This is a genomic window from Dactylosporangium sp. NPDC006015 (genome assembly GCF_040614215.1).
GTDB lineage: Bacteria > Actinomycetota > Actinomycetes > Mycobacteriales > Micromonosporaceae > Dactylosporangium > Dactylosporangium maewongense.
Genome location: NZ_JBEXUD010000013.1, coordinates 45,261 through 71,046 on the forward strand (window position 1 = coordinate 45,261; position 25,786 = coordinate 71,046).

A 25,786-nucleotide genomic window follows, 5' to 3' on the forward strand; every position below is an offset into this window, starting at 1 on the left:
CAGCCTTGGCTCACGGCGGCGCCGGAGCGCAGCGGAGGTGACGTCGTGAGCACGACTGCCGACCCGGCCACCGCCTCACCCGGTCCGCTCGCCGGCCGCGGTGCGCTCGTCATCGGCGGGGGCGGCGGCTTCGGCCGGGCCATCGCCGCCGCGCTCGCCGCCGACGGCGCCACCGTGACGATCATGGGGCGCACCGAGGCGACGCTGCGAGCGGCCGCCACGACGATCGCCGCGGCCGCCCCGGGGGCGCTGCCCGTGCGGGTCAGCGTCGGCGACTCCGCTCTCGATCAGGACGTGGCCGCCGCGGTGCGCGTCGCCGACGAGACCCCTTTGGCGGCCGTCGTCACGACGGTCGGCGGCGGGACCTTCCGTCCCGTGCTCGCCCTTGACGCCGAGACCCTTGAGCACGACTTCCGGCGCAACGTCACGACGGCGCTGCATGCGATCAGACACGGCGGACAGGCTCTGGCCGCGCACGGTGGGGGTTCGATCGTGTGTACCTCCTCGAGCGCGGGCGGGCACTCCTTCCCGTTCATGCCGTCCTACTCGGTGAGCAAGGCCGCGCTCGAGGCCCTCGTGCGGGTCGCCGCCGACGAGCTCGGCCACCTCGCGGTGCGGGTCAACGTGGTGCGCCCCGGCATCGTGGCCACCGACGGGAAGAACCCGGGCCTGCTGCTGGCCGACCCCGAGCTGGCCGCCGCGACCGTCGCCGAGAAGCCCCTCGCGCGGGTCGGGCGCGCCGAGGACGTCGCCGCCGCGGTCCGCTTCCTGTGCGGTCCCGAGTCCTCGTGGATCACCGGCGCGTGCCTGCCGGTCGAGGGCGGGGCGCACCTGCGCCGCGCACCGCGGCTGGAGAAGCTCGCCCGGATCGTCAGCGGCGACGAGGTCGTCGACGCCGCCCTGGCCGGGCGCCTCCCATGACGCCACAGGTACCCGCCACCCGGATGGAGCTGGCCACGACGCTGCCGCCGACGACGGCGCTGCGCGAGGTGCCCGCGGTCGTGGCGCGCATCGAACGGCTCGGCTTCGACACCGTGCACGTCCCCGAGACCACGCACGACTCGTTGTCGGTCGCCCTGCTCGCGGCCGAGCACACCAAGCGGATCACCGTGCGCACCAGCATGACGCTGGCCTTCCCCCGCAGCCCGATGGTGACCGCGTACGCCGCGTGGGACCTCGCCCGGTTCTCCGAAGGTCGCTTCCAGCTCGGTCTGGCCACCCAGGTGCGCGGCAACATCGTCGGCCGCTTCTCGGTGCCGTGGGACCGGCCGGCCGTACACCTGCGCGACTACCTCGCCTCGATCCGGGCGATCTTCGCCTCGTTCGCCACGGGCGCGCCCCTGGACCACGAGGGCAGCCACTACCGCTTCACCCGGCTCCAGCCCTACTTCAACCCCGGCCCGCTGTCCACCACGCCCCCGGCGCTGTACACCGGCGGGGTCAACCGGCGCGTCTGTGAGGTGGCCGGCGAGCTCGCCGACGGCTTCGTCACCCACGCGACGAACTCGCACCCGAGCCACCTCCGCGCGGTCGTGCTCCCCGGACTCCGCGCCGGCGCCGAGCGGGCCGGACGCGCCGGGATCCCACGAGTCGTCGTCGTGTCCAAGTCGATCACCGGTCCGACGCAGGCCGCGCTCGCCGCGAGCCGCGCCGCCGCCCGCCAGGAGCTGGCGTTCCTCTTCTCGACCCCGGCCTACCGCACGACCCTGGACCGGCTCGGCCTGGGCGAGGTCGGCGAACGGCTCGCCGAGATGGCCGCCTCCGGGCGCTGGGCGGGACTCGCCGGCACCCTCGACGACGAGACCCTGGCCACACTCATCCCGCACGGCACCTACGCCGAGCTGCCGGACGTGCTCGACCGGGCGTACGGCGGGCTCGCCGACGGGCTCGGGCTCGGGCTGCCGCTCGACCCGGACGACGACGAGGACTTCGGCGCGCTGCTCGAACGCCTCCGGCGCATCCCGACGAGGGCCGCAGCCGGCGGCCCGCCCGCAGCCGGCGGCCCCACCGACGAGACCACCAGCGCGACGCGCAGCGACGCCGGATCGGAGACCGTGTCATGACCGCACGCATCGGGCTGCTCACCCCGGTCGTCGTCCAGCACCCGCGCACCGCGGCCGCCTGGGAACGCGACGTCCTGGCCGGCCCCGACGTCGGCGGTGCACTGCTGGCCGTCGCCCGCGCCGCCGACGACCTGGGATACCACCACCTGACGTGCAGCGAGCACGTCGCCGTGCCCACCCGGATCGCCGTCGAGCGGGGCGGCACGTACTTCGACCCCGTGGCCACGCTGTCGTTCCTCGCCTCGGCGACGCGCCGCGTCCGGCTCGCGACGAACATCGTCGTCATCGGCTACCACCACCCGCTGGCCCTCGCCAAGACCTACGGCACCCTCGACCTGCTCAGCGGCGGCCGCGTCATCCTCGGGGTCGGGGTCGGCAGCCTGGAGGAGGAGTTCGACCTGCTCGGCGCCGAGTTCGCCGAGCGCGGCGCGGTCGCGGACGAGGCGATCACGGCCCTGCGCGCCGCGTGGGGCAGGGCCGTGCCGCACCACGAGGGGCCCCGGTTCGCCTTCACCGACTTCGTCGTCGAACCGCACGCGCCGCGCACCGCGGTGCCATTGTGGTTCGGTGGGCGCACCCGCCGCTCGCTGCGCCGCGCCGTGGCGCACGGCACCGGATGGGCGCCGTTTGGCCTCGGGCCGCAGGAGCTGACCCGCCTGTGGACCTCCGTGGAGCGCCCGGACGACTTCGACCTCGTGCTGCAGATGCCGCCGCTGGACCCGATCGGGGACCCGGACGGCTCCCGAAAGCACCTGCGCACGGCCGATGCCGTCGGGGCGACCGCGGTCAACGCGAGCCTGGTGGCCACCTCGGCGGCCCACCACCTTGAGCAGATGGCCGCGCTGCGCGACCTCGCCCCGGAACGCTTCGAGACGACCGCGTCCGGGACCTGACCGGCCACAGCCGGATCGACCCGCGTGCAGCCCGATCCGAAAGGAACCCACCTATGACCGACTCCCAGCCCGACCGGCTCGGTGTGCTCGAGGCACGTCTCGAGCAGACCGAGCGGCGCCTCGCCGCCGCCGAGGACCAGCTCGCCCTGTGGCGGATCGTCGCCGGCTACGGCCCGGCCGTGGACAGCGGCTCGGCCGAGATCACCGCCCAGATGTGGACCGAGGACGGCGTGTACGACACGTACCCCGTCGTGCTCAACGGCCGCGACGCGCTGCGCGGCATGGTGCACGGTGAGCGGCACCAGGCCCTGATCCACGCCGGCGCCGCCCACCTCATGGGCCTGCCGCACATCGCCGTCGACGGCGACCGGGCCGTCGTGACGAACTACTCGCAGCTCGTGCTCAACGCTCCCGACCAGAACGGCTACCGGATCTGGCGCACGGGCTCCAACCGGTGGGAGTTCATCCGCACCGACGAGGGCTGGAAGGTGACCCACCGCTGGAACCGCCAGCTCGACGGCACCGACGAGGGGCGCGACATCCTCGCCCGCGCTGTCGACCCCGAGGCATGAGCGGCCCGCAGCGCAGCGGAGGGCTGCGAATCATGGGCGCAGGGTGGAGCTCAGGCCGACGCCGGAGCGCAGCGCAGGTGACGGCATGAGCGTCGTGCGCATCGGCCTCAGCTCCCCGGTCCTGGCCGACTCCGGGCCCCGCCCCGCATGGGAGGCCGAGGCCGGGGTCGCCGAGCTGCGGGAGGTCTTCACGACCGCCGACCGGCTCGGGTTCGAGTTCTTCACCTGCCCGGAGCACGTCAGCGTGCCACCGGGGTTGGCCCGGGGTGAGCGCTTCTACGACCCGGTCGCGACGTTCTCCTACCTCGCGGCGATCACCGAGCGGATCCGCTTCCTGCCGTACGTGCTCGTGCTCGGGCTGCACCATCCGCTCGAGCTGGCCAAGCGGTACGGCACCCTGGACCACCTCAGCGGGGGGCGGGTCATCCTTGGCGTGGGCGTCGGCAACCTCGAGGAGGAGTTCGCGCTGCTCGCTCGCCCCTTCGCCGATCGCGGAGCACGGGCGGACGACGCCCTGCGGGCCCTGCGGGCGTCGCTGTCGGTGCGGCTCGCGACCTACCACGGGGAGTACTACGACTTCACCGAGCAGGTCATCAGCCCGCACGCGGTCCAGGAGAAGGTCCCGATCTGGGTCGGGGGTCACAGCAAGCGAGCGCTGCGCCGCGCGGTCACCCTGGCCGACGGGTGGGCACCGGCCCCGGTGACGTATCGCGGTCCGGACCTGGAGACCTTGCCGCGGATGCTCGCCGAGCACGACCTGCCGGACGGGTTCGACGTCGTCATCACGCCTCCGGCCCGTCTCGACCCGATCGGCCGCCCGGAGGCCGCGCTGGACCTCATCGGCCGGATCGGCGAGGCGGGGGCGACCGTGGTCAACCTCGTCGTGCGGCACCGCGAGCTGGCTGAGTACCTCGACCAGCTCGCGGCGGCAGCTGATCTCTTCGGCCTCGACCGCCGCGACTGAGCACGGCCCCGTGCGCCCGGACTCCTGCGTGGGTCCGGGCGCACCCACGATCAGGCCTCGTTGGGCATGTTCGACCAGCCCTTGCGGTCCACCCGCGCGTACCAGCCCGAGGCGGCCAGGGTCCCTCCGTCGACGGGGATCGTGTGCCCGGTGACGAAACGGGCGTCGTCACTGGCGAGGAACTCCACGACGGCGGCGTAGTCGTCGGGCGCACCGAAGCGTCCGACGGGGATCCACGTGCGGATGAGCTCCGGGTCACGGCCGCGCAGCATCGCCGCCGCCGGCGTCTGCGGCGTGTCGGCGAGGTCGGGCGCGATCGCGTTGACCCGCACCCCGTGCCCGGCGACCTCCACAGCGAGGCTCTTGGTGAAGGCGCTGACCCCGGCGTTGTAGGCGGAGTACGGGGCGCACGCCGGGATACCCCGGAAGGCCTCGACGGTCGAGTTGTTGATGATGGCACCACGGCCTCGCTCGACCATGCCGGGCAGCAGCGCATGGGTCATCGCGAGCACGTGCCACAGGTTGATCTCGTAGAGCGCCTGCCACTGCTGCGGGGTCGAGTGCAGGAAGGTCTTGGCGGCTGGGCGGAAGTCGCCGACGTTGTTGACGAGCACGTCGACCCGCCCCGAGTCGAGGGCCGAAGCGGCGGCGACCGCGGCGGCGACACCGTCAGCGGTGCGCACGTCGGCGAGGAGGATCTCGACCTTGCCGCCGGTGCCGCGGATGTCGGCGGCGGTGTCGGCGGCGGCCTCGGCGTCGATGTCGACGAGGACGACGTGGGCACCCGCGGCGGCGAGACGGCGGGAGATGCCGCCGCCGATGCCGAGGGCACCGCCGGTGACGACCGCGATCTGGTCCTCGAGCCTGCGGCTGGCGCTCATCTGCCGGCTCCTTCCTCGTCGGCCCTGGTCACGGAGACCCGGTGGCGTTCGATCCAGTTGATGGTCACCGCACGGCGCGTGAAGGCCCATCCTTCGTCGGTGCGCGCGTACTCGTCGTCGTAGTGCAGGAACCAGACGAGGTCCGAGTGCCCTTCGCGACCGGGCAGCAGGTGGTGGGCCGTGCCGCGGACCCGGCCACGGGCCCCGGCCGGCGTCGGAAGGTAGCGCGCCCCGGCCACGACGTGGGTCGTGGCCAGGGTGCCGGCGAGTGCCCCGAGCGCGGCCACGACAGCGGGGCGGCCGACGTGGGACACGTGGGGAGCGAGGTGGGCCGGCGGGTCGGGGACGACGAGGACGCCGTCCGGGACGAAAAGCGCGCCGACCGCGGCCGCGTCACGATCGTCGGCGGCCGCGGCATACGTCTCCGACAACGCCCGCAGCGCGGCGAGGTCGGCCGCGTCGAGCCTGCTCACGCCGCAGGGGCGGTCGCCGCGCGCACGACCTGGACGAGTTCGGCGACGGCCCGCTCGCAGTCGCCGCGGGTGTAGCCGAGCAGCGCGGTCTCGGCCGGATCGGGTTCGTAGGCAAGGACGTTGCCGCGGCCCTGGACGATCATCGAGTCGGGCATGAAGGGGTGCGGCTCGTCGAGTTCGGCGATGGTGCGGTTGCCCCCGGCCGCGTCGACGAGCAACTGGAAGAACTGCGCGAACGTGAGGTTGGCGTCACCGACGAGGTACGCCGCGCCGGCCGCGCCGCGGTCGAGCGCGCCGCCGATCGCCTCGGCCAGGGACCGGGCCGACAGGTAGTTCGTGCCGCCGGCCGGTGCGTGGTCGGGGATCTGCGGCTCGTTGCCGGCCGCCCAGGACACCATGCGGCGGTACCGCTTGGCCGTGACGCCGGGGATGGCACCGATGATCGAGGGCGGGTTGAGAGCGCAGACCGTGAAGGAGTCGTCGGCCAGCGCCCGGGCGCCCTCGTCGGCGGCGCGGCGGGCCGCGACGTAGGCGTTCGAGTCGGCCAGGTCGGGTCGCAGGTGGTGGTAGTAGCTGCCGACCTGGACGAAGCGGGAGACGCCCGCGCGCTTGGCGAGCGCGGCGAAGGCCGGCACGCCCACACTCTGGGTCTCCTGCCAGAACTGCGTCTCGTCGACGTCGCGGGGCAGGTGGCGCACGTCCTGCCCGGCGGCGAAGACGACCGCGTCGAAGGGGGCGAGCTCCTCCCGGGTGAAGGTCTGGCGGGTGTAGTCCCCGCGCAAGACGGGCAGGCCGGCGACGGGCGAGTCCGCATCGACCGCCCCTCGGGCGGCGACGGTGACGTCGTCTCCCCGATCTCGCAGGTAGAGGGCAGTGTGAACCCCGATCATGCCGGTTCCACCAACCACGAGCACCTTCATCGTGAGGTCTCCTTGCGTAGTGAGGCGACTCCCCGGCGCGAATCAGGGAGCCAGCACGGCTTCTGAGCCTACCAATCAAGCGATAGGTTGGTACCCACGAGAGCACGGCTTTTGACTTGGCGGGCATCAGGGGTCCCTGGGTCGCGCCATGCCCGATCCCCACCGCACGGGCTACGCGGCGTCGGCGACCGCCGCCGCAGGATCAACGAACGCACCGCCGACCGCACCCGCGTCCGCCAACCCCTGCTACCGGTCTTGGTCGCCCACGTCGACGCACGTCACGACCACGCCCGCGTGTCGCTCAACGGCACCAACAAGTCCGAGGCGGCGATCCGGCTGGCGATCGAGCGTGGCGTGCGGATCACGCTCGACAGTCCCGGCGAGGTCGCAACGGTCCTGGCACTGACCAGCAGCGGGAGCCGGCCGGCCCTCGTGCGGTTGCGGCTTCGTCCGGGCGGCGAAACGCTCGCCGGGCCGAGCGACTTCTCCGACCGTGGCGAGTCCATCGCCGGGCTCGCCGCGGCGTACCGCCCAGGTTTCGCCCTGGCGGACGCCGAACGGGCGGCGCGTTCGATCGTGGACTCGGGCAGCGTGCGCCTTGTCGGGACCCATGTACACCTCGGCCGGCACACCACGAGCCTGTCGACCTGGTCCGGCGTGGTCAGCGATCATGTTCGCCAGATCGCGCGGATCTCAGCCGTCTGCGGCGGTTGGCGGCCGGCGGAGATCGACCTCGGCGGTGGATACGCGGAGCGCGGCAGTCCCGTCGGACAAGCGATCGCGGGTCGCGGAGCCGCGCCGGAGCCGCCGTCGCCGGAGCGGTACACACAGGTCATCGCACAGGCCCTGCGTGCCGGCCTGCGGCAACACGGCTTCGACAGCAAAGGCGTCGCGCTCCAACTGGAGCCCGGACGGGCCGTCTACGGGCCGGCCGGCGTCCACCTGACGCGGGTGGTCAGCGTCCGGCGTTCACCCGAGCGTCCCGATCGGCGGTGGGTGGAGCTGGACACGACGGAACAGTTCCTCGCCGATGTGGTGCTGGAGCACGCCCGCTATCCCTTCGTCCTCGCCGGTCGCGGGTCGGCGGCCCCGGGCGTGCCGGCCGACCTGACCGGATCCAGCTGCGGGTTCGACATCATCGCCGCCGGCGTCACCGTGCCGGAGGACGTCGCGCCCGGCGATCTCGTCGCGCTGCTCAACACCGGCGCCTACGTCGAGACGCAGACGACGAACTTCAACGCGTTTCCCCGGCCCGCGACGGTGCTGGTCAGCGGTGATCTCGTCGAGGTGATCCGCCGGGCCGAGACCCCGGCGGAGGTGTTCGCCCGTGACCGGGTCCCCGCCCGGCTGACGGGCCGCTGACCCGGCTTCTCGCTCAGCCGCCGACGGCGGTCCGGGCGAAGGCGATCGCTCGTTCGAGGTGCGCGAGGTGCCCGCCCTCGTCGCCGAACCCGTGGCCGCCTTCGAACCAGTGCAGCTCGCACGGGTGGTTGCGAGCGGCGAGCCGTTCGGCGTACACAACGACCTGTCCCGGAGGCGTGCGGGTGTCGCTGCTGCCCTGCCACAACAGGATCGGTGCGCGGACCTCGTCGACGTACGTGAGCGGGGAACGCTCACGGTAGAGGTCGCCGTGGGTCTCGGGCGGCCCGCCGAAGAGCATCTCGTCGAGGCGCCGCATCGCCAGCGGGCTGTCGTGGTGGGTCAGCTCCCAGTCGGCGAGGACGACCTCCCCGATGCCCGCGGCCCACAGCTCCGGTTGCCGTCCGAGCGCATAGAGCACGAGGAACCCGCCGTAGGACTCGCCGTTGATGAGGATCTGACCGGCGGCCGAGATTCCCTCGTCGACGAGCCACCTGTGCGCGGCGGCGAGGTCTTCGAGCTCCCAGCGGCCGACGTCTCCGTGGATCTGCTCCTCGAACGCGCGGCCCCGCCCTGACGAGCCGCGATAGTTCACCGTGAGAAAGGCGAAGCCGTGGTCGACCCAGGCTTGGGCGGCGGGTGTGAACTCGTCGGCGACGCAGATGTGCGGGCCGCCGTGACAGTGCACGACCGCCGGGAACGGGCCGGTGCCGGTCGGGCGGGCGAGCCATCCCTGGATCTGCGTACCGTCGCTCGACGGGAACACGACGTGCTCGAAACCGGCGCGGTCCGGCGAACCGTCTCCACCGAGCACCACCCGGTGCCGGGACGGCGCGTGCCAGGCGATCAGCGTGAGCGGGGACATTCCGTGCTCGTGGGACGCGAGCACCGTGCCGTCAGTGCCGAACTGCGACGTGCGCAGGTATGGCGAGCGGAAACTGCCGGCCGGGAGGTCGAGTCGCTCCCGTTCGCCGGTCAGGACGTCGACGCGCTCGAGCCACTGGGCGGCGAGCAGTTCGAGGCAGAGCAGGACGTGGCGCCCGTCCGGTGACCAGTCGAGCGGGACCACCGTCGCCGTGGTCTCCTCGAGGAGCTCGACGGTGGTGTCGCTGACGGGATCCCAGATGAGGACGCCCGACCGGTCGCCGGCTCGCTGCGTCGCGACAAGCACCCGCTGATCGCCCGGGTGCGGCGAGCAGCAGACGGCGGTGGCCGCGCCGGGCGACGGCAGCATGAGGCGTCCGACGACCGCGCCGGTCACGGTGTCGTACGCGGTGACGGCGAAACGCCGGGTGCCGGGCGCGTGGTCGGTGGTGTCGAGCGTGGCGACCGTGCCGTCGGCCGAGATCCGGCAGTTCCACGCCTCGTGCACGGTGCGGACGACGCGCCGGGGCGAGGTCGCGGGCGTGCCACGGGCGGGGAGACAGACCAGGTCGTAGCCCTCGTCGGTGACGATGTCGAGCACGAGCGTTTCGCCGTCCGCGCTCACGTCCGCACCGCGCAGCGTGTAGTCGGGCAGGCCCGGCGTCAGGTCCTCGATCACGCTCGGGTCGCCGGGCAGCACGCGATGGACGTGCCCGAGCTCGTTGCCTCCGTCGTCGGCGAGGAAGAACGCGGAGGTCGCGTCGGCGGCGACCCACGCCGAGTCGATGAACCCGTCGGTGGGCACGCCGATCCGGCGGACCTCCCCGGTGGTGAAGTCGCACGCCGCGAGCTCGAGCCCGTGCTCGTCCTGCAGCGCCGCAAGCCCCCGCGACCGCGTGGCCTTCGCCACCTGTACCCACCTGAGGCGGGGCGCGAGGAAGCCCTGCCGCCAGTCGCCGGTCATCGGACCCTCACCCTCGACAGCTCGGACAGCAGCGCCGCGGCGATCTTCGGCGCCGACAGGTACCGATGCAGCTCGATGTTCTCGTTGGGAGCGTGGTTGGCCTCGTCGGCGTTGGCGAACGGCACGCCGATCGACGGCACGCCGAGGATCTTCGTGAACACGTAGTCCGGAAGGCTGCCGCCCATGGCCGGCACGAGGTACGGATCCTCGCCGTGCACGAGTCGCAATGCCCGTCGGATCGGTTCGACGAACGCCGAGTCGAGGTCCGTGCGGGACGGCTCCATCGCCGCGCGCAGCGTGCAGCGCACATCAGGGGCGTGGCGCCGCACGTGGTCGGCGATGCGTTCGTACGTGGTGTCGACCGTCATCGCGTCGACCAGCCGGACGTCGCAGACGGCTCGCGCCATGGCCGGGATCACCGCGCGGTCCCCGCCCGAGGCGCCGGTCTCGAACCGGCTGATCGTGAGGGTCGGATGTGCCGCGAGACGGTCGTAGAACGGCCGCTCGGCGGGTTCGTCCCAGCGGCCGATGCCGAGGGCGGCAAGCTGTTCGTCGTCGACGGGCAGGGCTTCGAGCGCGCGTGCCTCGGCGGCGCTGAGGGGTGTCACGTCGTCGGTGAAGCCGTCGATCGTGACCAGCCCATGGGCGTTCTTCATCGACGCGAGCAGGTGCACCAGCTCCCAGGCGGGATTCGGCCCGACCCCGCCCCAGTTCCCCGAGTGCAGGTCGATGGCCGCGCCATGCGCGATCAGCTCGAACTGGACGATTCCGCGCACCCCGAAGTTCATCGTCGCGCGTCCGCTCTCGTGCACCGGGCCGTCGCTCCAGACGACGAGATCGCAGGCAAGGAGTTCCGCGTTGCGGCGGACCAGATCGGCGAGGTTCGGGCTGCCGACCTCCTCCTCACCGTCCAGCAGCAGGGTGACGTTGCAGGGCGGCGAGCCATGAAGACGGATCCATGACTCGATGGCCAGGAGGTGGGCGAGATGCTGACCCTTGTTGTCGGCGGTGCCGCGACCGTAGACGCGACCGCCGTGCACCGTCGTCCTGAACGGATCGAACAGCCAGTCGCCGGCGCTGCCCGCGGGCTGCACGTCGTAGTGACCGTAGATCAGCACGCGGGGCGCGTCGTCGACCCGCGGCCCGCGCAGCAGCAAGGCGGGCTGACCGCCGGTCTCCAGCAGCGCCGTCTCGAGGCCCCAGGCAGCCGCGCGGCCGCGGATGTGCTCGGCCGCTTCACGCACGCCCCGGTCCTCGGAGCTGACCGAAGGAATCGAGACGTACCGGTCGAGCTCGTCGAGGTGGACGTCGTGACGTTGGTCGAGGTCGATGAGCACGCTCTGGAGATCAGTCACCGTCGGCACACCTCCACGGGTCGAGTCGTGGAGTGGACTCTAAATCTCCTCTCAACTACAGTCAATGTTCCGTTGCGACCGAAGGACTTACTCGGCCGCGAGTTCGTTTCGATTCGACAGGATGGGCATGGAAGAAGCTGGCCTGCGCGAGAGGCAGAAGCAGTTGCGCCGGCTCGCCGTGCTGGATGCGGCGCGTCAGCTGTTCGCGGAGCGCGGGGTCGACATGACGACGATCGAGGAGATCGCCGGGCGCGCCGTGGTCTCCCCCGCCACGATCTACAACTACTTCGTCTCCAAGAACGACCTTCTCGTCGCGCTGTTCGAGCATGAGTGGTCCGACGTCGAGGTCCGGCTTGCGAAGATCACGGTGCGGGCGGGTGACGACGCGGCCACCGCGATGACCCGGTTCGTCGAGGGGTACAACCGCATCGACGAGTCGTTCGGACCCCCTCAACTGTGGCGGCAGCTGATCGCGGCGTCGTTCACCGCGTCGGCCGAGGTGCGCACGTCCTACCAGCAGATCAGCGACCGCTTCGAAACCATCCTGGCCGAACGCCTGCGGCACCTCGTCACAGCCGGCCTACTGCGCCCCGACACCGACATCGAGGCGCTCGCCCGGTCGCTCAGCGCCATCGCCGACGCCGACTTCCACCACCGGGTGCGCGTCCGCGAACGCTGGACGCGAACGGCCTCGGACCTTCTTCGGCGACAGATCCGCCAGATCCTGCAAACCTCGACCTGAGGCACGAGACCAGCGCCGTGTATCGGGGCTCCACGCGGCCGGTCGCGCGTCGGCCCGATCGGGGCGGTCGTCACGGCAGCGTCGTTCCGGCTCAACCAGTACATCCGCGGCGCCACGGTTGTGCCGGTTGGCCCGGCGCACACGGGTAGATCGGCCACCCGGCACCGACACCGGCGGTGAGCTGGAGCGAGTGAGTCGAGCTAGGTTTGGAGGGTGCGCGTCGGTTCGCGGTCACGGCTGGTGCGGCTGGCACCCCCGTCCCGCGCGGTCGGGATCACCGTCGCCGCTCTGATGATCGCGGTGGAGACGGTTCTGCTCTACCCGCTGCGATCGATCGTGACACCGCTGTCCCCGGGCATCATCTACATCATCGGCGTGCTGGTAGCCGCGATGGTGTGGGGGATGTGGCTGGGCATCGTCACAGCGGTGGCGAGTTCGCTCGCCTTCGTGGTCTTCCACGTCCCGCCCTTCGGCAGGATCGCCGTCTCGAACGCGCAGCAGCTGGCCGAGGTGTTGGCCTTCTTCGTCGTCGCGATGGCCACGAGCGTCATCGCGAACGTGTTCCGGCTGCGGATCGTGCAGGCGGAGGAGTCCGACCTCACCGCCGACATGGCCCGGCTGCTGCTGCACGCGAACGACCTTCCCGGCGTCCTGCCCAAGGTCGCGCAACGCATCGCGGAGACGCTTGAGCTGCCGGATGCCGTCATCGATCGCGGCACCGTCGCCGGCGACGACCGGTACTGGGCGTTTCCACTGCGTGTCGGCGCCACCTCGCTGGGCACCCTCCGCGTGCCGCGCGGGGTGCCTGAGCCGACCGTACAGCGCCTGCGGGAGCGCGTCGCGCCGTCGCTCGCGTCCCTGCTGCAGGCCGGGCACGAACGCGTGGCCATGGTGGACTCGTTGAAGGCGAGCCGGAAGCAACTGCGCCGGCTGGCCACCGAGCAGGCCGCGTTGCGGCGGGTGGCGACGCTCGTGGCGCGAGGCGGCCAGCCACCCGAGGTCTTCGAGGCGATCACCACGGAGCTGCACCGGCTCCTGGCCAAGAACACCCTGCAGGATCAGTACACGACGTGGCTGCTTCGCTACGAGGCCGAGGGCATGGTCACCGTCGTGTCGGCCAGCCTCGCCGATCTGCAGCCCGAGCAGACGCACTGGTCGTCCGAGGGCCAGAACGTCCTGGCACTGGTATGGGACACGGGCCGGGCCGCCCGGATGGACAGCTTCGAGGGTGCCATCGGCCCAGCCGCCGCGCTGGCACGAGAGCTGGGCATCCGCTCCGCGGTCGGGGTCCCGATCATTGTCCAAGGGCAGCTGTGGGGCGTGGCCGCCGTCGCGTCGAACCGGCCCAGTCCACTGCCACCCGGCACGGAGCAGCGCGTCGCGAACTTCGTGGACCTCGCCGCCACCGCGATCGCCAACGCCGACAGCCGGGCCGAACTCGTCGCATCGCGCGCCCGTCTGGTCGCCGCCGCGGACCAGGCGCGCCAGCGGATCGAGCGCGACCTGCACGACAGCGCACTGCAGCAGGCCATCGGCATCGGGCTGCGGCTGGGCCTGGTGCAGGCCGGCCTGCCGCCCGAGCTGGAGCAGACCAGAGCGGAGCTTTCGAGCGCCGTACACGGCCTGAACAACGTCGTGGACAACATGCGAGAGATCTCGCGGGGCATCCATCCGACGCTGCTCGCCGCGGGCGGGCTACAGCCCGCGATCAGGTCGCTCGCCCGCAAGTCGCCGGTACCGGTCGAACTGGACACCCACGCCGACGGGCGCCTGCCGCCAGTCGTCGAGATCGCCGCCTACCACGTCGTCTCCGAGGCGCTGACGAACTCGGCCAAACACGCCCACGCCACCGTCGTGCACCTGCGGGCGGCCACCCAGGACGGCACCCTGCGCGTATCCATCCGCGACGACGGTGTCGGCGGCGCCGACCCCGGTCACGGATCCGGCCTCACCGCACTGCGGGACCGAGTCGAAGCGCTGGGCGGACAACTGACCATCACCAGCCCCACCAACGGCGGCACCACGCTTCAGGCCACCATCCCGGTCGCGCCCCCGGAGTTCAGCCCGCTCGGCGTTCGGCCTTCCTGAGAAGCACACCGCCATCCTCGCGGCGCGGCACGCATGCATAATGCCCGTGTGTCGCATGCTGACCTGACCGTGGACGCGTGGCTGGCCCTGTCAGCCGACGCGGCCGAGCGGACCGCGGCCGCCATCGCCCGCGACGTCGACGCCGAATTGCTCAGTGTCGCGGCATGCAGCTATGCCGGGCGGGCCGGTCGGGTTGCGCTGTTCGAGCGCGACGGCTTCCGGTTCGCCCTGGTGCCGGGCGGAACGGTGCACGTCGGCCACGACCCCGACCGTTTCGTGCCCACCCGCCGCCAGTTGGACGACTTCGCCGAGGCCGTCGACCTGTACTCGGTGCCCGCGCCGATCCACCGGTTCCTGGCCGAGGCGTTGTCGCCGCCGCGCCGGGCGGAAACTGCCGGCGCGGCTGGTCGCCGTCCGGTCGGTCGACGCCGACACGCTGCTGACCGCCGAACACGACGGCACCGACGACCACGACTCGGTCATGGCGCGGCTGGCCTGGCGAGGTCTGCGGCCGCCCACGCCGGACGAGTGGGAGCACGACTGCGGTGCGGGAGCGACCACGCTGTTCCGATGGGGTGACGAGTATCCCGACGGCGAACCGTACGGCGACGTGCCGCTGATCCAGCAGCCGAACTTCTTCGGACTCGTCATCGGCGACGACCCGTACCGGGCGGAGTTCACGACCGACCCGTCCGTGCTCTGCGGCGGCGACGGTGGCAGCGCGCTCTGCGGCGGGTCCGGAGCGTTCCTGTCCTGGGTAACGCTGGCCACCGCCTACCGCGACCCGACGCTGGCCGAAGTCGTCTACGACGGCTCCCTCGTCGGCGAGACACCGCTGCGTCCGGTCCTGCCACTGCCCTGACCAGCGTTCGGGGGCATCACGCTGCCATCGCCGGCTCGGAGCGCGGTCACGCAGATGGCATGATCAGCGTGAACGCCTCACGTCAGGCGTTGATCCTCTGTCGGAGTACTCGGGAGGCGTGCAGATGACGCTCGCTGAGGTGTTTCGTCATGTCGAGACACTGGACGGTGACCCGTGGCCGTCAGTGCATGCGCTGGCCATGAGCGGAGACCGCTCGCTGGTCCCGCCCGTCCAGGCCGCGCTGGAACGGTATCTCGACGAGGACGACTGGTACGGCCGGGATTTTATGGTGTACATCCTGGCCGGCCTTCGCGGGGTTGCCGCGTTCCCGCTGCTGCTGCGCGCCTTCGCCCGTCCCCTGCGCGGCGACGACCGCGACAATTTCTGCGCATGGCTGGCCGACATCATGGAGACGGACCCAGCGGCCTGCCGTCCCATCATTCTGTCGTTCATCGCTACCGGGCATCACGACCTGCGCAGTGCCGGGCTATGGGCACTCGGTTATGTTGTCCAGTCCAACGATGTCGAACTGCTGCGAGAGGCGCTGGCCGATCCCGACCCGAGAATCCGTCAAGATGCGCTTGGTGCGCTGTCGAGCCTTAAGGGTGACCGACGCGCCTACGAGCTGGTGCTGTCCGCCGTGCACGATCCGGACGCTTTGACCCGGGAATCCGCGGTCCTGCATCTGCGCTGGTTTGCTGACGCGGCTGCCGTCGAGCACCTGGCACGGCTGATCCAGGATCCCGACGTACGCGTGCGGTCGATACTGGGCGAGACGATCGGCACCCTGGCTGTCGGTACCGATCGTTCGGCAATGGCGGTCGATGCCCTGCTGTCGTTGTTCGCCGACGATGCGCCGCAGGTGCGCGCCGGAGCAGCCCGTGGTCTCGGCATGCTGGGAGCGCTGCCGGCGTTAACCTGATGACCCGCTGGGCGCGACGAACAGATCTTCCGCGGGTGCTCGGGCAAGCCGCAGAACGACGCAATCCGGCAAGGGCAGACCCTGCTGACACATCCCCGACGTCCAGTCAGCCACGGTCAAGTGCGCGGATCTGGCCGCCGTTCGTGCGCGGAGCGACGGACCAGCGCCCGTCACGGTCAGCGACCGGGCTTCGGCGCTGCTCGTGATCGGGAACAAGTAGCCGATGTGCGGATGCGCAGGTCGGGCCTGAGGTCGGTCATGCCGGGCCGAGCGCGCGGAGGGAGGCGAGCCGGTCGGGCGGCAGGCAGTCGGTTAGGTTCCGCTCTAGGTCGACCAGTTCAAGGTCGACCGCGTACACCACGAAGTCGTCGGTGACTGGCAGCGTGGCCGACCAGTCGCGGAGGTTGAGCCGAGCGGCCGCCGAACACAACAGTCGACGCCCGATCTCGGATCCGGCGCCGGGGTCGGCCGCATCGAGCAGGGCGAGCTCCTGCCACACCAGCCGCACCGGTCCCGCCTCGGCAAGGTCGAGGTCGGTACCGGTCTCGAAGTCGGCCGGCGACCATGCGGCATGCGGGTCGATCGCCGCCAGGGCGGCGCGCTCGTCCGCGGTGCACGCGTGGACCTCGACGGACAGCGCGCGCGACTGGTGATAGCTCAGCGCGACGCAGGCGGCGGGGCCGTTGACCGTCAGGCGCGCCACGGCGTCCGGGATGAACGCGACCAGGGCGTCCTCGATTGCCCGGCATGCCACGTCGAGGTCGAACCCGGCCGGCGGCCGCTCGTAGCACACTTCGGACCAGTGGCCCATGACCTCGACGAGGCGGACCAGGCCGTCGTCGTCGTGTTCGGCCATCAGCGTTGAACGTGGCCGACCGTCGTGCTCGATCTCGACACGGCTGATCCGCCCATGGGTGTACGTATACGACTCTCGCCCCGAGCCGCGCCGCGCGACGGTGTCAGCCGAGCGCATCAGCCCACCCACGAACCGGTACTCGTGTAGGTAGATGGGCCCGTCCGTGTCGAAATGCGCCACCTCCACCACGTCGCTGCCGTGGCGGACGAACGTCTCGTAGTACAGGCGGCCGCGCAGGAAGCCGGAGTACTCCTCGGTCACCACCGCGCGGCCCTCGGCGTCGAAACCGATCCGTAGGACATCCCGGTCCGCCGGCGGTCGCGTATCCAGCCTGCGGCCGGGCCTGAGCAGGTCCCGTTCGAAGTGCAACGGACGCAGATCCAGGCCCGGCCAGCTGTACCAGTCCCAGCGCTCGACGAGCGCGGTCGCCGCCCGCTTGCGGGCGCCGTATTCGCCAGCGAGCTGGGCAAACCGGGAAGCAAGATCGGACACGTCCTGGATCCTACGAGTCGCCTCGCCGGCCCGGCGCCGGCACATCCGGATCTGGCCGCGATCAGCGCGGCACCTCCCAGCGACGGACGACCGACTCCGCCGATGTGCGTGCAGTCGGTCGGCGCTGAGTCGCGAATCCGCGCCCCGGTTGTGGTTCGGGACCACTGTCCGGAGCCGGAGTGTTACGCCGTCCCTGAGGGCGCGCCGCAGGTCGGGCAACGACCCGAGTCGGTGTGGACCGGCCGGCCACCTGACGACAGCCGCCCCCGCGCCGCGATGGTCAGCGGCATCGAAACCTCGGCCGCGGCGGCGAAACGGCGTTCCACCCTTCGCTCCTACGCTCACCGGCGTCCCGCGACCCACAGATCGTCGCCGCCGAGGCAAGCGTGCCACCGTGCGCCGCCGCCTCCCGGGCCGCGATCGAGGTGCCACCCGACATCGACGGGCGCTGAGCGCCGCCTGCCGCTCGTGCCCCACTGCGCGGGACGTCAGTGCGGCGCCGGACGGTCCGCTGGAACCCTCGCGCCAGCTGACCACGGCGACGGCGAGTGGCGGCGGCCGGCCCGCTGGTCAGGCAACCAGGATATCGACAATTTCCGAAAGATGCAGAGCCGGTTTCGCGGTCTTCGACGGAAAACCGCTGTTCAGCGGCCTGCGGCGGCCTAACGAACATGTTCGTCGAAGCGCATCGATTGACACCCGTCGCGGCCGTGGCAACACTCCTCGCCAGGTTCGGACCGGAGACGCCGTCACGTCCGGCGCTCGAGACCGTACGAGAGGAAGCCTCATGAGTTCGAGAGTTATGAGGGCCGGGCTCGCAGTCTTTGCCGCCGGCCTGGCCCTCACCGGAGCCGTGTACGGCGTGGCGAGATCGACCGCGGCCAACGCCGCGGCGCAGCTGACCGCTCCCCAACTGGTCGCCGACATGGGCGCCGGGTGGAACCTCGGCAACCAGCTGGAGGCCAACGCCAATGGCATTCCCAGCGAGACGGCCTGGGGCAATCCGGTCATCACCCAGGCTCTCATCGACCGGGTGAAGGCATCGGGCTTCAAGACGATCCGCATCCCCGTGTCGTACCTGGGAAAGATCGGGGCCGCCCCGAACTACACCGTCGACTCGGCCTGGTTGAGCCGGATCCAGGAGGTCGTCAACTACGCCTACAACTCCGGCCTGTACGTGCTGATCAACATGCACGGCGACGGCTACAAGAGCGTGACCGGCTCCTGGCTGGTCTGCGACGCGTCGGACCAGACCACGATCAAGGCCAAGTACCAGAAGGTCTGGCAGCAGGTCGCGACGAAGTTCGCGAGCTACAACGACCACCTGATCTTCGAGTCGATGAACGAGGAGTTCGACGGGCAGTACGGCAACCCCACCCAGCCGTGCTACTCGAACATCGTCGCCTACAACCAGATCTTCGTCGACACCGTCCGGCGGACCGGCGGCACCAACGCCTCGCGCTGGCTGCTCATCCCGGGCTGGAACACCAACATCGAGTACACGACCGGCAACTACGGCTTCTCGCTGCCCACCGACACCTATCGGTCGTCCTCCATCCCGAGCGGCGAGCAGCGACTCATGATCTCCGTGCACTACTACGACCCGTGGGACTTCGCGGGTCAAGAGGACGGCAACATCACGCAGTGGGGTGCGGCCGCGACCAACCCGGCCAAGAAGTCGACCTGGGGTCAGGAAGACTACATGGACCAGATGCTGAAGAAGATGTATGACACCTTCGTCACCAAGGGATATCCGTTCTTCGTCGGTGAGTACGGCTCGGTCGACAAGACGTCGGCCGACGCGGCGAACAACACCTACCGTGCGAACTTCGCCAAGGCAGTGGTCGCCACCGCGAAGAAGTACGGCGGGGCGAGCGCCTACTGGGACAACGGATACAACGGCCAGTACGGGCTCGGCCTGTTCAACCGCAGCTCCAACACGGTAACCCAGCAGGGCATCGTCAGCGCCATCATCAACGCCGCCGGCGGCACGTCTCCCACCACCCCGCCCATCTCGCCGTCGCCGTCCAAGACACCCGGATCGCCGTCGCCCTCGCCCTCGAAGAGCAGCCCGGGCGGTGCCGGCACCTGCCGGGTCGTGAACGCGGTCAGCGCGTGGAACACCGGCCTGACCAACAACATCACGATCGCCAACACGGGCAGCACCGCCATCAACGGCTGGAACCTGGTCTTCACTCTGCCCGCCGGGCAGACCATCACCGGCGGCTGGAGCGCGACCTATTCCCCGTCCAGCGGCACGGTGACCGCGACCAACGTCAGCTACAACGGCACGCTCGCCCCGGGCGCCTCCGCCACCATCGGCTACCAGGCCAACCACACCGGCAACGCCGGCGCCCCCACCGGCTTCAAGCTCAACGGCTCCACCTGCAGCTGAACCCCGGATCTCCGGCACGAAGCCGGAGTGGTTCTGCGCCCCGATCGGGCCGGACGGTGCACCATCCGGCCCGATCGGGCGGATCGCGCTCGCCGCGCCGATGACGGACGGCGGGTCCACTCAGTTCGAACCGGTCGCTAGGCCTTCATGAGGTGCAGCAGCCAGTCCGAGTCCGTTCTGATCAGCGCGTACGTTCGCGGGGCGCCCCGGCCGTGCAGTGTGAAGACGATGCGCTTGTCGTTGCGGTCCACCTCCTGCCACCAGCCGATGTCGGCAATCGACTTGTCGGCGTCGGTGTAGGTCAGGTGCTCGAGGTCATGGTCCGGCACCGCGACCGCCAGACGGTTGTGCCTCGGGTCGTCCGGCAGGCCGCGGGGAACCGCCCACGAGCGCAGGACCCCGTCCTCCTCCAAGCGCAGGTCGAAGTGGTGCCGCGGTTTGGCGTGCTCATGCAGCACGAACGTCGCCCGCCCCTGATCGTCCACGCCTCCCAGTCTGCCCTCTACGGGCGTTCGGAAATCCCTTGCGGGTGGTCGGCACCGAATGTCAGGGACGCCGACGGGGCGTTCCTCGGGTGGTGCGGCATGAGCCGGTTGAATCCGGTGTACCGCAGTGCATCGCTCGGCTACTGCTTCCACGATGCCGCGTGGGGCCACGGCTACGCGACGGAGGCCGCACGCGCGTTGCTGCGGTGGACGTCCGACACGCTGGACCTGAATCGAGTCCAAGCCGTGGTCTACGGGCTGATCAGGCAAGAGCGGCGGCCGTCGTCCGAGCCCGTACCTGCCCGCTGGGTGGACGTCGCCCGGCATCCGGGTGCATCGCTCCGCAGCGTCGAGGGCCCGGCGCGGGCACGCTCATAAAGTAGCCGCCGCAGGCGGCCGGGCAGGCTTCCAGCCATGCCGTGACCGAAATTGCAGTCGAGCGGAGACGGCTCGGCGCGCTTGTGGCGGATTGCGCGGACCGGATCTTGTTCGGCGGCTCGGTACCCGAATCGACCAGTTTCATCCGCCGAACTCTTACCGCTGGTCGAGCGTGAACGGGGCGTCGGGGCACGTCAGGCACGCGAATATGCGCAGGGCGCCCCACCTGCCAACGAGCAGGCCAGTCGGTTGCTGCGCCGCGGTCGGCTGGGGATCTTTCGCGGGCTGCCACCGCTTCTGCGTGCCGCCGTCGTATTCCTTCGAGTCGATGACGAGCACCAGGGAGGTCGGCCCGGTGCATTGGCGGCACCGCGTGTCGCGCAGGTCCGTCAGGCTCCAGTTCGCGTAGCCGCCAACCTTCCATCCCGGCGCCATGGCCACCTCGACATAGCTCATCCCGTCCTCATCCTCGTCGACTCGTTCGCCCCAGGCGTCGACCCGCTTGGCCAACCCGGCCGGCAGTTCCTGCCGGAACGGATATTCCAACACCTGCACCGGGTACAGGCGGCACGGGACCGGGACGAAGTCGTTCCTGCCGATCCACGAACGCGGCGGGTCGGCGAATGGCCCGTTGACGTCTGTCTCGCGCCGCCAGCGCAGTGCGACGGTGGGACCGACCGGTCGGACGGCATGGTGGTCCGGGCACCACAGCACCTGCAGCATGTCTGCGCCGCCGGGCCGAGGCAGGTCCGGGATGTCCGCCGCGCGGAGCTGCGCCACCGCCACCATCGGGTTGGGCTGCGAATGGGGCCGCTCCCGCGTTCGATATCCGACGACCGGGCCGTCACCGGCTGAGCCGAACCCGGTGTAGCCCGGCCCCACGGTCCGGGCGATTTCACGATGCAATTCCATCTCGCCCTCGGCCATCACATGCTGCTGGGTACGGCGGGACTCCACGACCCGCAGCCGGTCCAGCAGTTCGGCCGGGATGGGGACCTCCTCGATCCCCCAACGCGGCGCGACGCACGTGGGCCAGGGCTCGTCCAGCGGCCAACGTAAGGGTCCGCCGATGTGGCTGTCGGCGGCCGTGACGTCACCGGGGCGCGGATGCAGGCGGGTGGCTGTCCGGCCGTACCGCACAAGCTCGGGAACTTCCGCGATCAGCTCAGGCGGCAACGGCGGTGTGATCACCGCGCAATCGTAGGGGCGACGCTGTAGCTGTTCTCGCGGGTTCCTGCGCACGAGACGACCTTCGCGCTGTCACCGCGGACCACGCCACGGCACTCGGCGACTCTCCACCCCACCCGCCGGGTGATCGACGGTGCACGCTCATAGCCGCTGGTCCGGCGCGGCGCCGGCACCGTGGTCGTCGCAGCGAGCGACGCGCCTCGGCGACGCTGCCGACGCTTCCTGCCGTGCAATGAGCAGCACCTGGCCACGCGAGCATCGACCGATCGCGCTTGCCCAAGGCGGTCCAACAGGCATGGCCAGGGATCATCGAAGGGTGGAAGGCATCTCGAACGCAGTGCAGCTGCAGATCTGTGAAGTTCGGGCCTGCGACCGAACCGAGGCAACCGCGACCGTGCGAAACCTCCGCGGTTGCGGAACGTGGTGGTGACTTGCTGCCGAACTGTTGGCGTACGGTGCGCCGGTGGGTTTCTTCGGGACGTTCGTGTTGGCGCGGTCCGGCTGTCTCCTCACCGATGAGGAGGCGACTCTCGGTTTCGGGTATCAGCATGAGCACCTGTACGAACTCGGCAAGGGCTGGCAGTTGCTGGAGACCCGGGGTGTGCCGGACCCGCAGGATTTCGCTGTCGCCAGCGAGCGGTTCGTCGCCGCCACCGGTGCTGGTGTGCTCGCCTTGTACGTGAACGACGGCGGCTGCATCGCTGGCGCAGCTGAACTCCCAGCTGAACTCCCAGCCGACATCCCGTCGCCATCGAACGACCGCAGCAATGTGCCGCCCGGCACAATTCGACCTTCAAGACCATCGAACACGGCGGTGTACGTGTGGATGCGGTGCCGGGACATTGTGGCGCCGTTCCTCTCAGTGGCTACCGTGGAGCACCGGCGGTAGGACGCGTCGCGGCCGACCGACAGAAGGGCACTTCCTTGGTGCCTTTCGACGAGACCGACGCTCGGGGGTGCAAGTGTCGCCGGTGGTGCTGGACGTCACCGAGGAGGACTGCGCGACGCGGCAGGCGTTGGAGCGCCTCGCGTCCGTGCTCAAGCCGCCGCAGCACGTCGAGTACGTCCTGACTGTGCTCGGCAAGACGCTGCGGGAGCCGCTGGCCGTGATCTGCGCCTGGGCCGTCGAGCACCGCAGCGACGACGCGCGGGGCTGACGGTGGAGCTCGATCTGGACGCGCCCGCCGCCGAGGTGCTGGCGGCCGACGTCGTCACGACGGCGAAGGCGGGACGGTGGGCGGTCATGCGGTTGTTCGCGGCGGCCGTCGTGCAGTCGCTGTTCGACGACAGCACCGGCCCGGGCGGCCCCGGCACGCCGACCGTGTACGGGCACCTGGTCGTCACCCGGCGGGACACCGGTGAGGTCGTGCTCGCCGTGCCGGTGGAGCTCAAGCCCGACCTGGAGCGTGGGGACGCCGACTATCTCGGGTACGTGCGGCGCCAGCTCGACGAGTTGACCGCCGGCGAGTTCCTAGATCGCTGGGGCGGCACCTGAGCAGCGGGCCAGCGCGGCCTCGGCCTGGGCGGCGAGCGCCGGAACGAGCGAGGCGGCCGACGGCAGGTCGGTGATGAGGTCGACGCCCTCGCCGGCCCAGAGCGGCAGCGGCGGGACGGCGCCGCGGGCCACGTCGTCCTGGTAGTCGCGCCGGGCCTGCTCGTCGGCGGCGAGCTCGGCCTCGCGGTCGCGCCAGCGGTCGATGTACGGGTGGCGCAGCGTACGGGCCGCGAACCGCGACGGCCAGCGCGAACCGCGGGCGATGTCCAGCACCCGGTTGCGTTCGGTGTCGTCGCCGCGGGCCGCCACCAGCGCCGACGCGGTGGCGGGGGCCACCAGCGCCTCGGTGGTCGCCTGGAACCTGGTGCCGATCGCCGCCCCGGCCGCGCCGAGGACCAGCGCCGCCGCCACACCACGGCCGTCGGCGATGCCGCCCGCGGCGAGGACCGGCACCTGCCCGGCGAGGTCGGCGACCGCCGGCACGAACGGCAGGGTCGAGCGTCCACGCAGCGCGCCGTGCCCGCCCGCCTCGGTGCCCTGCGCGACGACGACGTCGGCGCCGAGATCCAGCGCCTCGCGGGCCTCGGCGAGGTCGGTGACCTGGAGGATGAGCAGGGCGCCCGAGTCGCGGACGATGCGGGTGTACGGGCGCGCGTCGCCGAACGACAGCATGACGGCTCGCGGCCCGTACATGAGCGACCGCCGCACCGCGTCGACGGTCGTCATCCAGGTGAGGAAGCCGATCCCCCACGGCAGCCCGGTGGCCGCGACGACCGGCGCCTCGCGCGCCAGCCACGCCGGGTCGCCGTCGGCCGCGCCGAGCATCCCGAGCCCACCGCCCCGCGAGACGGCCGCCGCGAGCGCACCGCCGGCGGAGCCGCCCATGGGCGCCAGCATGATTGGGTGCCGTACCCCTGCCAGGCTCGTGAACCGCGTCGACAGCATCCCCGCACGGTACTGTCGCCGCCATGCTGTTCGTGTACCGGACACACTACGAAGGACCACTGAGCAAGCGCGTCCGCCGGTTCCCGGACTTGACCGTGCTCGACTGGTTCCGCCGCGGCTGGGACGCCGACGACGCGTGGGAGTGGGTCGCTGACGAGCTCGGCGGACGGGTGTACGGGCTGTCGTCGGTGTTCGAGGCGGCCCGGGAGCACGGCCTTCCCCGCCCGGAGACGACCGACGAGCTGCGGGCGCTGCTGGACGAGCACCTGTACGTCGAGGGCGAGGTCCGGTGCGACGGGCGTGGAGTGCGGGCCCGGACGGACGACGACGAGGTCGAGCTGGCGTACTTCTTCGTCGAGGAGGAGGACGACGACCGGCTCGCCTACCACCTGCAGGAGTGGCCGCTACCCGGCGACGCGGGCGCGCCCGCACCGTTCGACCCGGCCTGCGACGTGACGACCCTGCCGCCGCGGGGTACGGGCGAAGCGACGACCTACGCGGTGCTGCTCACCCACTACGACGGCGAGACGCTCGCCCGGATGGCGCCGTTCGCATTCCCCGGCGTCGACCTGCCCGCACTCGCCGGGCACCTGCGCGCCGCGACGCCCGGCGACGACACCTGGCCGCCGGAGCTGCTCGTGCTCCGCGCGCTCGTCGCCCCCGGCGACACCACCGTCGAGCCGGCGCTGCGCCGGTGCAACCAGTGGCCGGGCTTCAGCCTCAACGAGGAGCCGTGGCCCGCGAACATGCCCGGCCCGCACGCCGAGGTCCACCGTGAGGCCCTCGAACTGATCGCTGTCGGTGACAGTACCGGCGACCGCAGCCCCGACAGGACACTCCTGCGGGTCGACGAGCACCTCGCCCAGATGGCGATGCACACGAACGAGACCTTCGGCTTCCAGCAGTGGTTCCTGTTCGACACCGCCTGGGTGGCAGCGCATCCGGTCCTGGCGCGGTCGCTGCTGTGGTACGCCGGACACTGGGACCCGTTCGACTGAGGTTTGTGGCAGCCTGTCTGGGTGCTGATCGTGATGTGCGGCCTGCAGGGGACCGGGAAGAGCACCATCGCCGGGCAGCTGGCGCGGGAGCTGCCGGCGCCGGTCCTGCCCGTCGACCCGGTCGAGGTCGCGCTGTGGGCCGCCGGCGTCGACCGGGACCAGCCGACGGGGCTCGCCGCGTTCGTCGTGGTCGGTGCCCTCGCCGGGGTGATGCTCAAGCTCGGCCAGACCGTGATCGTCGACGCCGTCAACGACGCTGAGGTCGCCCGCCGGCAGTGGCGCGACCTGTCCGCCCGGCACGAGGTGCCGCTGCGGTTCGTCGAGGTGATCTGCTCCGACGAGGCCCTGCACCGCCGCCGCCTCGCCGAGCGCGCCGACAACGCGATCGCCGGCGACGCCGAACCCACCTGGGAGTCTGTCCTGGCCCGCCGGGACGGATTCGCCGGCTGGACCGACGACCGTCTCGTCCTCGACTCCGTCGACGACGTCCCGGCCAACGTCGCCCGCGCGCTCGCGTACGTGCGAACCTCTCGATGAGGAACACCGCCGTCAACCGCCTGGACCGGACCGGCGGCCGCAGCCCAGTGACGTGGTGAGGGGGGTCGCCAGGGACCATCCGCGCAACTGGCCCA

General features: G+C 71.2%; 27 protein-coding genes. 17 read left to right on the plus strand and 10 right to left on the minus strand.

Translation table 11 applies throughout. The annotated features are described in order from the left end of the window. Positions 1–45 precede the first annotated feature (45 nt). From ABZ321_RS23960 to ABZ321_RS23980, 5 genes are all read left to right on the plus strand, one after another. On the plus strand, positions 46–921 hold the full coding sequence (locus tag ABZ321_RS23960; RefSeq protein WP_344510888.1) for an SDR family oxidoreductase: 876 nt from the start codon (positions 46–48) through the stop codon (positions 919–921). Beyond that, positions 918–2,063 carry a TIGR03617 family F420-dependent LLM class oxidoreductase gene (locus tag ABZ321_RS23965; RefSeq protein ID WP_354894725.1) on the plus strand — a complete coding sequence of 382 codons (1,146 nt, stop codon included), beginning with the start codon at positions 918–920 and terminating at the stop codon, positions 2,061–2,063. The genes ABZ321_RS23960 and ABZ321_RS23965 overlap by 4 nt, the downstream gene beginning before the upstream one ends. After that, complete coding sequence (locus ABZ321_RS23970; protein ID WP_344510891.1) at positions 2,060–2,956, plus strand: TIGR03619 family F420-dependent LLM class oxidoreductase; 897 nt, start codon at positions 2,060–2,062, stop codon at positions 2,954–2,956. Before ABZ321_RS23965 ends, ABZ321_RS23970 begins: the two co-directional genes overlap by 4 nt. Positions 2,957–3,009: 53 nt before the next feature. Beyond that, positions 3,010–3,528, plus strand: a complete 519-nt coding sequence (locus ABZ321_RS23975; protein WP_344510893.1) for a nuclear transport factor 2 family protein — start codon at positions 3,010–3,012, stop codon at positions 3,526–3,528. A gap of 85 nt (positions 3,529–3,613) precedes the next feature. Beyond that, a complete protein-coding gene (locus ABZ321_RS23980; RefSeq protein WP_344510895.1) occupies positions 3,614–4,492 on the plus strand; it encodes a TIGR03619 family F420-dependent LLM class oxidoreductase in 879 nt (292 codons plus the stop codon). A gap of 50 nt (positions 4,493–4,542) precedes the next feature. Here the strand turns inward: ABZ321_RS23980 and ABZ321_RS23985 are convergent, their stop codons facing one another. The 3 genes from ABZ321_RS23985 to ABZ321_RS23995 are packed head-to-tail and all read right to left on the minus strand — an operon-like array spanning position 4,543 to position 6,766. Beyond that, positions 4,543–5,373, minus strand: coding sequence for an SDR family oxidoreductase (locus ABZ321_RS23985; protein WP_344510897.1), 831 nt, complete (start codon positions 5,371–5,373; stop codon positions 4,543–4,545). Continuing rightward, positions 5,370–5,846: a nuclear transport factor 2 family protein gene (locus tag ABZ321_RS23990; RefSeq protein ID WP_344510899.1), complete on the minus strand. Its 477-nt coding sequence runs from the start codon at positions 5,844–5,846 to the stop codon at positions 5,370–5,372. The genes ABZ321_RS23985 and ABZ321_RS23990 overlap by 4 nt, the downstream gene beginning before the upstream one ends. Next, the gene (locus ABZ321_RS23995; RefSeq protein WP_344510901.1) at positions 5,843–6,766 is read right to left on the minus strand and encodes an NAD-dependent epimerase/dehydratase family protein; all 924 of its coding nucleotides are present in this window, start codon (positions 6,764–6,766) and stop codon (positions 5,843–5,845) included. Before ABZ321_RS23995 ends, ABZ321_RS23990 begins: the two co-directional genes overlap by 4 nt. Positions 6,767–7,021: 255 nt before the next feature. On the opposite strand from ABZ321_RS23995, the gene ABZ321_RS24000 reads away from it, so the two are divergent. Further along, on the plus strand, positions 7,022–8,128 hold the full coding sequence (locus ABZ321_RS24000; RefSeq protein ID WP_354894732.1) for a hypothetical protein: 1,107 nt from the start codon (positions 7,022–7,024) through the stop codon (positions 8,126–8,128). A 13-nt stretch (positions 8,129–8,141) separates the two neighbouring features. On the opposite strand, the gene ABZ321_RS24005 is transcribed toward ABZ321_RS24000, so the two are convergent. Together ABZ321_RS24005 and ABZ321_RS24010 are read right to left on the minus strand one after the other, a co-directional pair. Continuing rightward, on the minus strand, positions 8,142–9,953 hold the full coding sequence (locus ABZ321_RS24005) for a prolyl oligopeptidase family serine peptidase (protein WP_354894734.1): 1,812 nt from the start codon (positions 9,951–9,953) through the stop codon (positions 8,142–8,144). Continuing rightward, positions 9,950–11,308 carry a M20/M25/M40 family metallo-hydrolase gene (locus tag ABZ321_RS24010; RefSeq protein WP_354894737.1) on the minus strand — a complete coding sequence of 453 codons (1,359 nt, stop codon included), beginning with the start codon at positions 11,306–11,308 and terminating at the stop codon, positions 9,950–9,952. Before ABZ321_RS24010 ends, ABZ321_RS24005 begins: the two co-directional genes overlap by 4 nt. A 127-nt stretch (positions 11,309–11,435) precedes the next feature. On the opposite strand from ABZ321_RS24010, the gene ABZ321_RS24015 reads away from it, so the two are divergent. Together ABZ321_RS24015 and ABZ321_RS24020 are read left to right on the plus strand one after the other, a co-directional pair. After that, the gene (locus ABZ321_RS24015; RefSeq protein WP_344510909.1) at positions 11,436–12,050 is read left to right on the plus strand and encodes a TetR/AcrR family transcriptional regulator; all 615 of its coding nucleotides are present in this window, start codon (positions 11,436–11,438) and stop codon (positions 12,048–12,050) included. A gap of 213 nt (positions 12,051–12,263) precedes the next feature. After that, a complete protein-coding gene (locus tag ABZ321_RS24020) occupies positions 12,264–14,138 on the plus strand; it encodes a DUF4118 domain-containing protein (protein WP_344510911.1) in 1,875 nt (624 codons plus the stop codon). A 90-nt stretch (positions 14,139–14,228) separates the two neighbouring features. Here the strand turns inward: ABZ321_RS24020 and ABZ321_RS24025 are convergent, their stop codons facing one another. After that, positions 14,229–14,621, minus strand: coding sequence for a hypothetical protein (locus ABZ321_RS24025; RefSeq protein ID WP_344510913.1), 393 nt, complete (start codon positions 14,619–14,621; stop codon positions 14,229–14,231). Between ABZ321_RS24025 and ABZ321_RS24030 the strand changes: the two genes are divergently transcribed. Both ABZ321_RS24030 and ABZ321_RS24035 read left to right on the plus strand, forming a co-directional pair. Next, positions 14,620–15,000, plus strand: a complete 381-nt coding sequence (locus ABZ321_RS24030) for a hypothetical protein (protein WP_344510915.1) — start codon at positions 14,620–14,622, stop codon at positions 14,998–15,000. The two genes, ABZ321_RS24025 and ABZ321_RS24030, sit on opposite strands and share 2 nt — an antisense overlap. Before the next feature lie 124 nt (positions 15,001–15,124). Beyond that, on the plus strand, positions 15,125–15,922 hold the full coding sequence (locus ABZ321_RS24035; RefSeq protein WP_354894742.1) for a HEAT repeat domain-containing protein: 798 nt from the start codon (positions 15,125–15,127) through the stop codon (positions 15,920–15,922). 256 nt (positions 15,923–16,178) lie between these two features. Here ABZ321_RS24035 and ABZ321_RS24040 read toward each other — a convergent pair whose 3' ends face one another. Further along, positions 16,179–17,270, minus strand: coding sequence for a hypothetical protein (locus tag ABZ321_RS24040; protein WP_344510927.1), 1,092 nt, complete (start codon positions 17,268–17,270; stop codon positions 16,179–16,181). A gap of 787 nt (positions 17,271–18,057) precedes the next feature. Between ABZ321_RS24040 and ABZ321_RS24045 the strand changes: the two genes are divergently transcribed. Continuing rightward, positions 18,058–19,665, plus strand: a complete 1,608-nt coding sequence (locus ABZ321_RS24045) for a cellulase family glycosylhydrolase (protein ID WP_354894745.1) — start codon at positions 18,058–18,060, stop codon at positions 19,663–19,665. Positions 19,666–19,802: 137 nt separating this feature from the next. On the opposite strand, the gene ABZ321_RS24050 is transcribed toward ABZ321_RS24045, so the two are convergent. Beyond that, positions 19,803–20,150, minus strand: coding sequence for a DNA polymerase ligase N-terminal domain-containing protein (locus tag ABZ321_RS24050; protein ID WP_344510931.1), 348 nt, complete (start codon positions 20,148–20,150; stop codon positions 19,803–19,805). Between ABZ321_RS24050 and ABZ321_RS24055 the strand changes: the two genes are divergently transcribed. Next, positions 20,115–20,528, plus strand: coding sequence for a GNAT family N-acetyltransferase (locus ABZ321_RS24055; protein WP_344510932.1), 414 nt, complete (start codon positions 20,115–20,117; stop codon positions 20,526–20,528). The two genes, ABZ321_RS24050 and ABZ321_RS24055, sit on opposite strands and share 36 nt — an antisense overlap. 156 nt (positions 20,529–20,684) lie before the next feature. Here the strand turns inward: ABZ321_RS24055 and ABZ321_RS24060 are convergent, their stop codons facing one another. Next, positions 20,685–21,719 (minus strand): hypothetical protein, encoded by a 1,035-nt coding sequence (locus ABZ321_RS24060; protein ID WP_354894748.1) that lies wholly within the window; start codon positions 21,717–21,719, stop codon positions 20,685–20,687. Between the two features lie 460 nt (positions 21,720–22,179). Between ABZ321_RS24060 and ABZ321_RS24065 the strand changes: the two genes are divergently transcribed. The 3 genes from ABZ321_RS24065 to ABZ321_RS24075 all read left to right on the plus strand — a co-directional run bounded on the left by ABZ321_RS24065 (position 22,180) and on the right by ABZ321_RS24075 (position 23,211). After that, complete coding sequence (locus ABZ321_RS24065) at positions 22,180–22,605, plus strand: hypothetical protein (RefSeq protein WP_354894750.1); 426 nt, start codon at positions 22,180–22,182, stop codon at positions 22,603–22,605. Positions 22,606–22,687: 82 nt separating this feature from the next. Next, entirely contained in the window at positions 22,688–22,873 is a 186-nt protein-coding gene (locus ABZ321_RS24070) for a winged helix-turn-helix transcriptional regulator (RefSeq protein ID WP_344510937.1), read from the plus strand. Positions 22,874–22,875: 2 nt separating this feature from the next. Further along, the gene (locus ABZ321_RS24075) at positions 22,876–23,211 is read left to right on the plus strand and encodes a hypothetical protein (protein WP_354894753.1); all 336 of its coding nucleotides are present in this window, start codon (positions 22,876–22,878) and stop codon (positions 23,209–23,211) included. Here the strand turns inward: ABZ321_RS24075 and ABZ321_RS24080 are convergent. Further along, a complete protein-coding gene (locus ABZ321_RS24080) occupies positions 23,188–24,156 on the minus strand; it encodes a nitronate monooxygenase (RefSeq protein ID WP_354894756.1) in 969 nt (322 codons plus the stop codon). The genes ABZ321_RS24075 and ABZ321_RS24080 overlap by 24 nt on opposite strands. Before the next feature lie 23 nt (positions 24,157–24,179). On the opposite strand from ABZ321_RS24080, the gene ABZ321_RS24085 reads away from it, so the two are divergent. Beyond that, positions 24,180–25,154, plus strand: coding sequence for a hypothetical protein (locus ABZ321_RS24085; RefSeq protein WP_354894759.1), 975 nt, complete (start codon positions 24,180–24,182; stop codon positions 25,152–25,154). A gap of 21 nt (positions 25,155–25,175) precedes the next feature. Beyond that, positions 25,176–25,691: an AAA family ATPase gene (locus tag ABZ321_RS24090; RefSeq protein ID WP_344510945.1), complete on the plus strand. Its 516-nt coding sequence runs from the start codon at positions 25,176–25,178 to the stop codon at positions 25,689–25,691. The last annotated feature ends 95 nt before the right edge of the window (positions 25,692–25,786 follow it).

Bases quoted from the DNA above. Each gene is read 5' to 3' on its own strand.
- ABZ321_RS24085 (WP_354894759.1), top strand. From the start codon at position 24,180: ATGCTGTTCGTGTACCGGACACACTACGAAGGACCACTGAGCAAGCGC.
- ABZ321_RS24025 (WP_344510913.1), bottom strand. From the start codon at position 14,621: ATGACCGAGTCGTGGTCGTCGGTGCCGTCGTGTTCGGCGGTCAGCAGC.
- ABZ321_RS23995 (WP_344510901.1), bottom strand. From the start codon at position 6,766: ATGAAGGTGCTCGTGGTTGGTGGAACCGGCATGATCGGGGTTCACACT.
- ABZ321_RS24045 (WP_354894745.1), top strand. From the start codon at position 18,058: ATGAGTTCGAGAGTTATGAGGGCCGGGCTCGCAGTCTTTGCCGCCGGC.
- ABZ321_RS24055 (WP_344510932.1), top strand. From the start codon at position 20,115: ATGCAGCACGAACGTCGCCCGCCCCTGATCGTCCACGCCTCCCAGTCT.
- ABZ321_RS24005 (WP_354894734.1), bottom strand. From the start codon at position 9,953: ATGACCGGCGACTGGCGGCAGGGCTTCCTCGCGCCCCGCCTCAGGTGG.
- ABZ321_RS23975 (WP_344510893.1), top strand. From the start codon at position 3,010: ATGACCGACTCCCAGCCCGACCGGCTCGGTGTGCTCGAGGCACGTCTC.
- ABZ321_RS24080 (WP_354894756.1), bottom strand. From the start codon at position 24,156: ATGCTGTCGACGCGGTTCACGAGCCTGGCAGGGGTACGGCACCCAATC.
- ABZ321_RS23970 (WP_344510891.1), top strand. From the start codon at position 2,060: ATGACCGCACGCATCGGGCTGCTCACCCCGGTCGTCGTCCAGCACCCG.
- ABZ321_RS23965 (WP_354894725.1), top strand. From the start codon at position 918: ATGACGCCACAGGTACCCGCCACCCGGATGGAGCTGGCCACGACGCTG.
- ABZ321_RS24035 (WP_354894742.1), top strand. From the start codon at position 15,125: ATGACGCTCGCTGAGGTGTTTCGTCATGTCGAGACACTGGACGGTGAC.
- ABZ321_RS23985 (WP_344510897.1), bottom strand. From the start codon at position 5,373: ATGAGCGCCAGCCGCAGGCTCGAGGACCAGATCGCGGTCGTCACCGGC.
- ABZ321_RS24030 (WP_344510915.1), top strand. From the start codon at position 14,620: ATGGCGCGGCTGGCCTGGCGAGGTCTGCGGCCGCCCACGCCGGACGAG.
- ABZ321_RS24015 (WP_344510909.1), top strand. From the start codon at position 11,436: ATGGAAGAAGCTGGCCTGCGCGAGAGGCAGAAGCAGTTGCGCCGGCTC.
- ABZ321_RS23980 (WP_344510895.1), top strand. From the start codon at position 3,614: ATGAGCGTCGTGCGCATCGGCCTCAGCTCCCCGGTCCTGGCCGACTCC.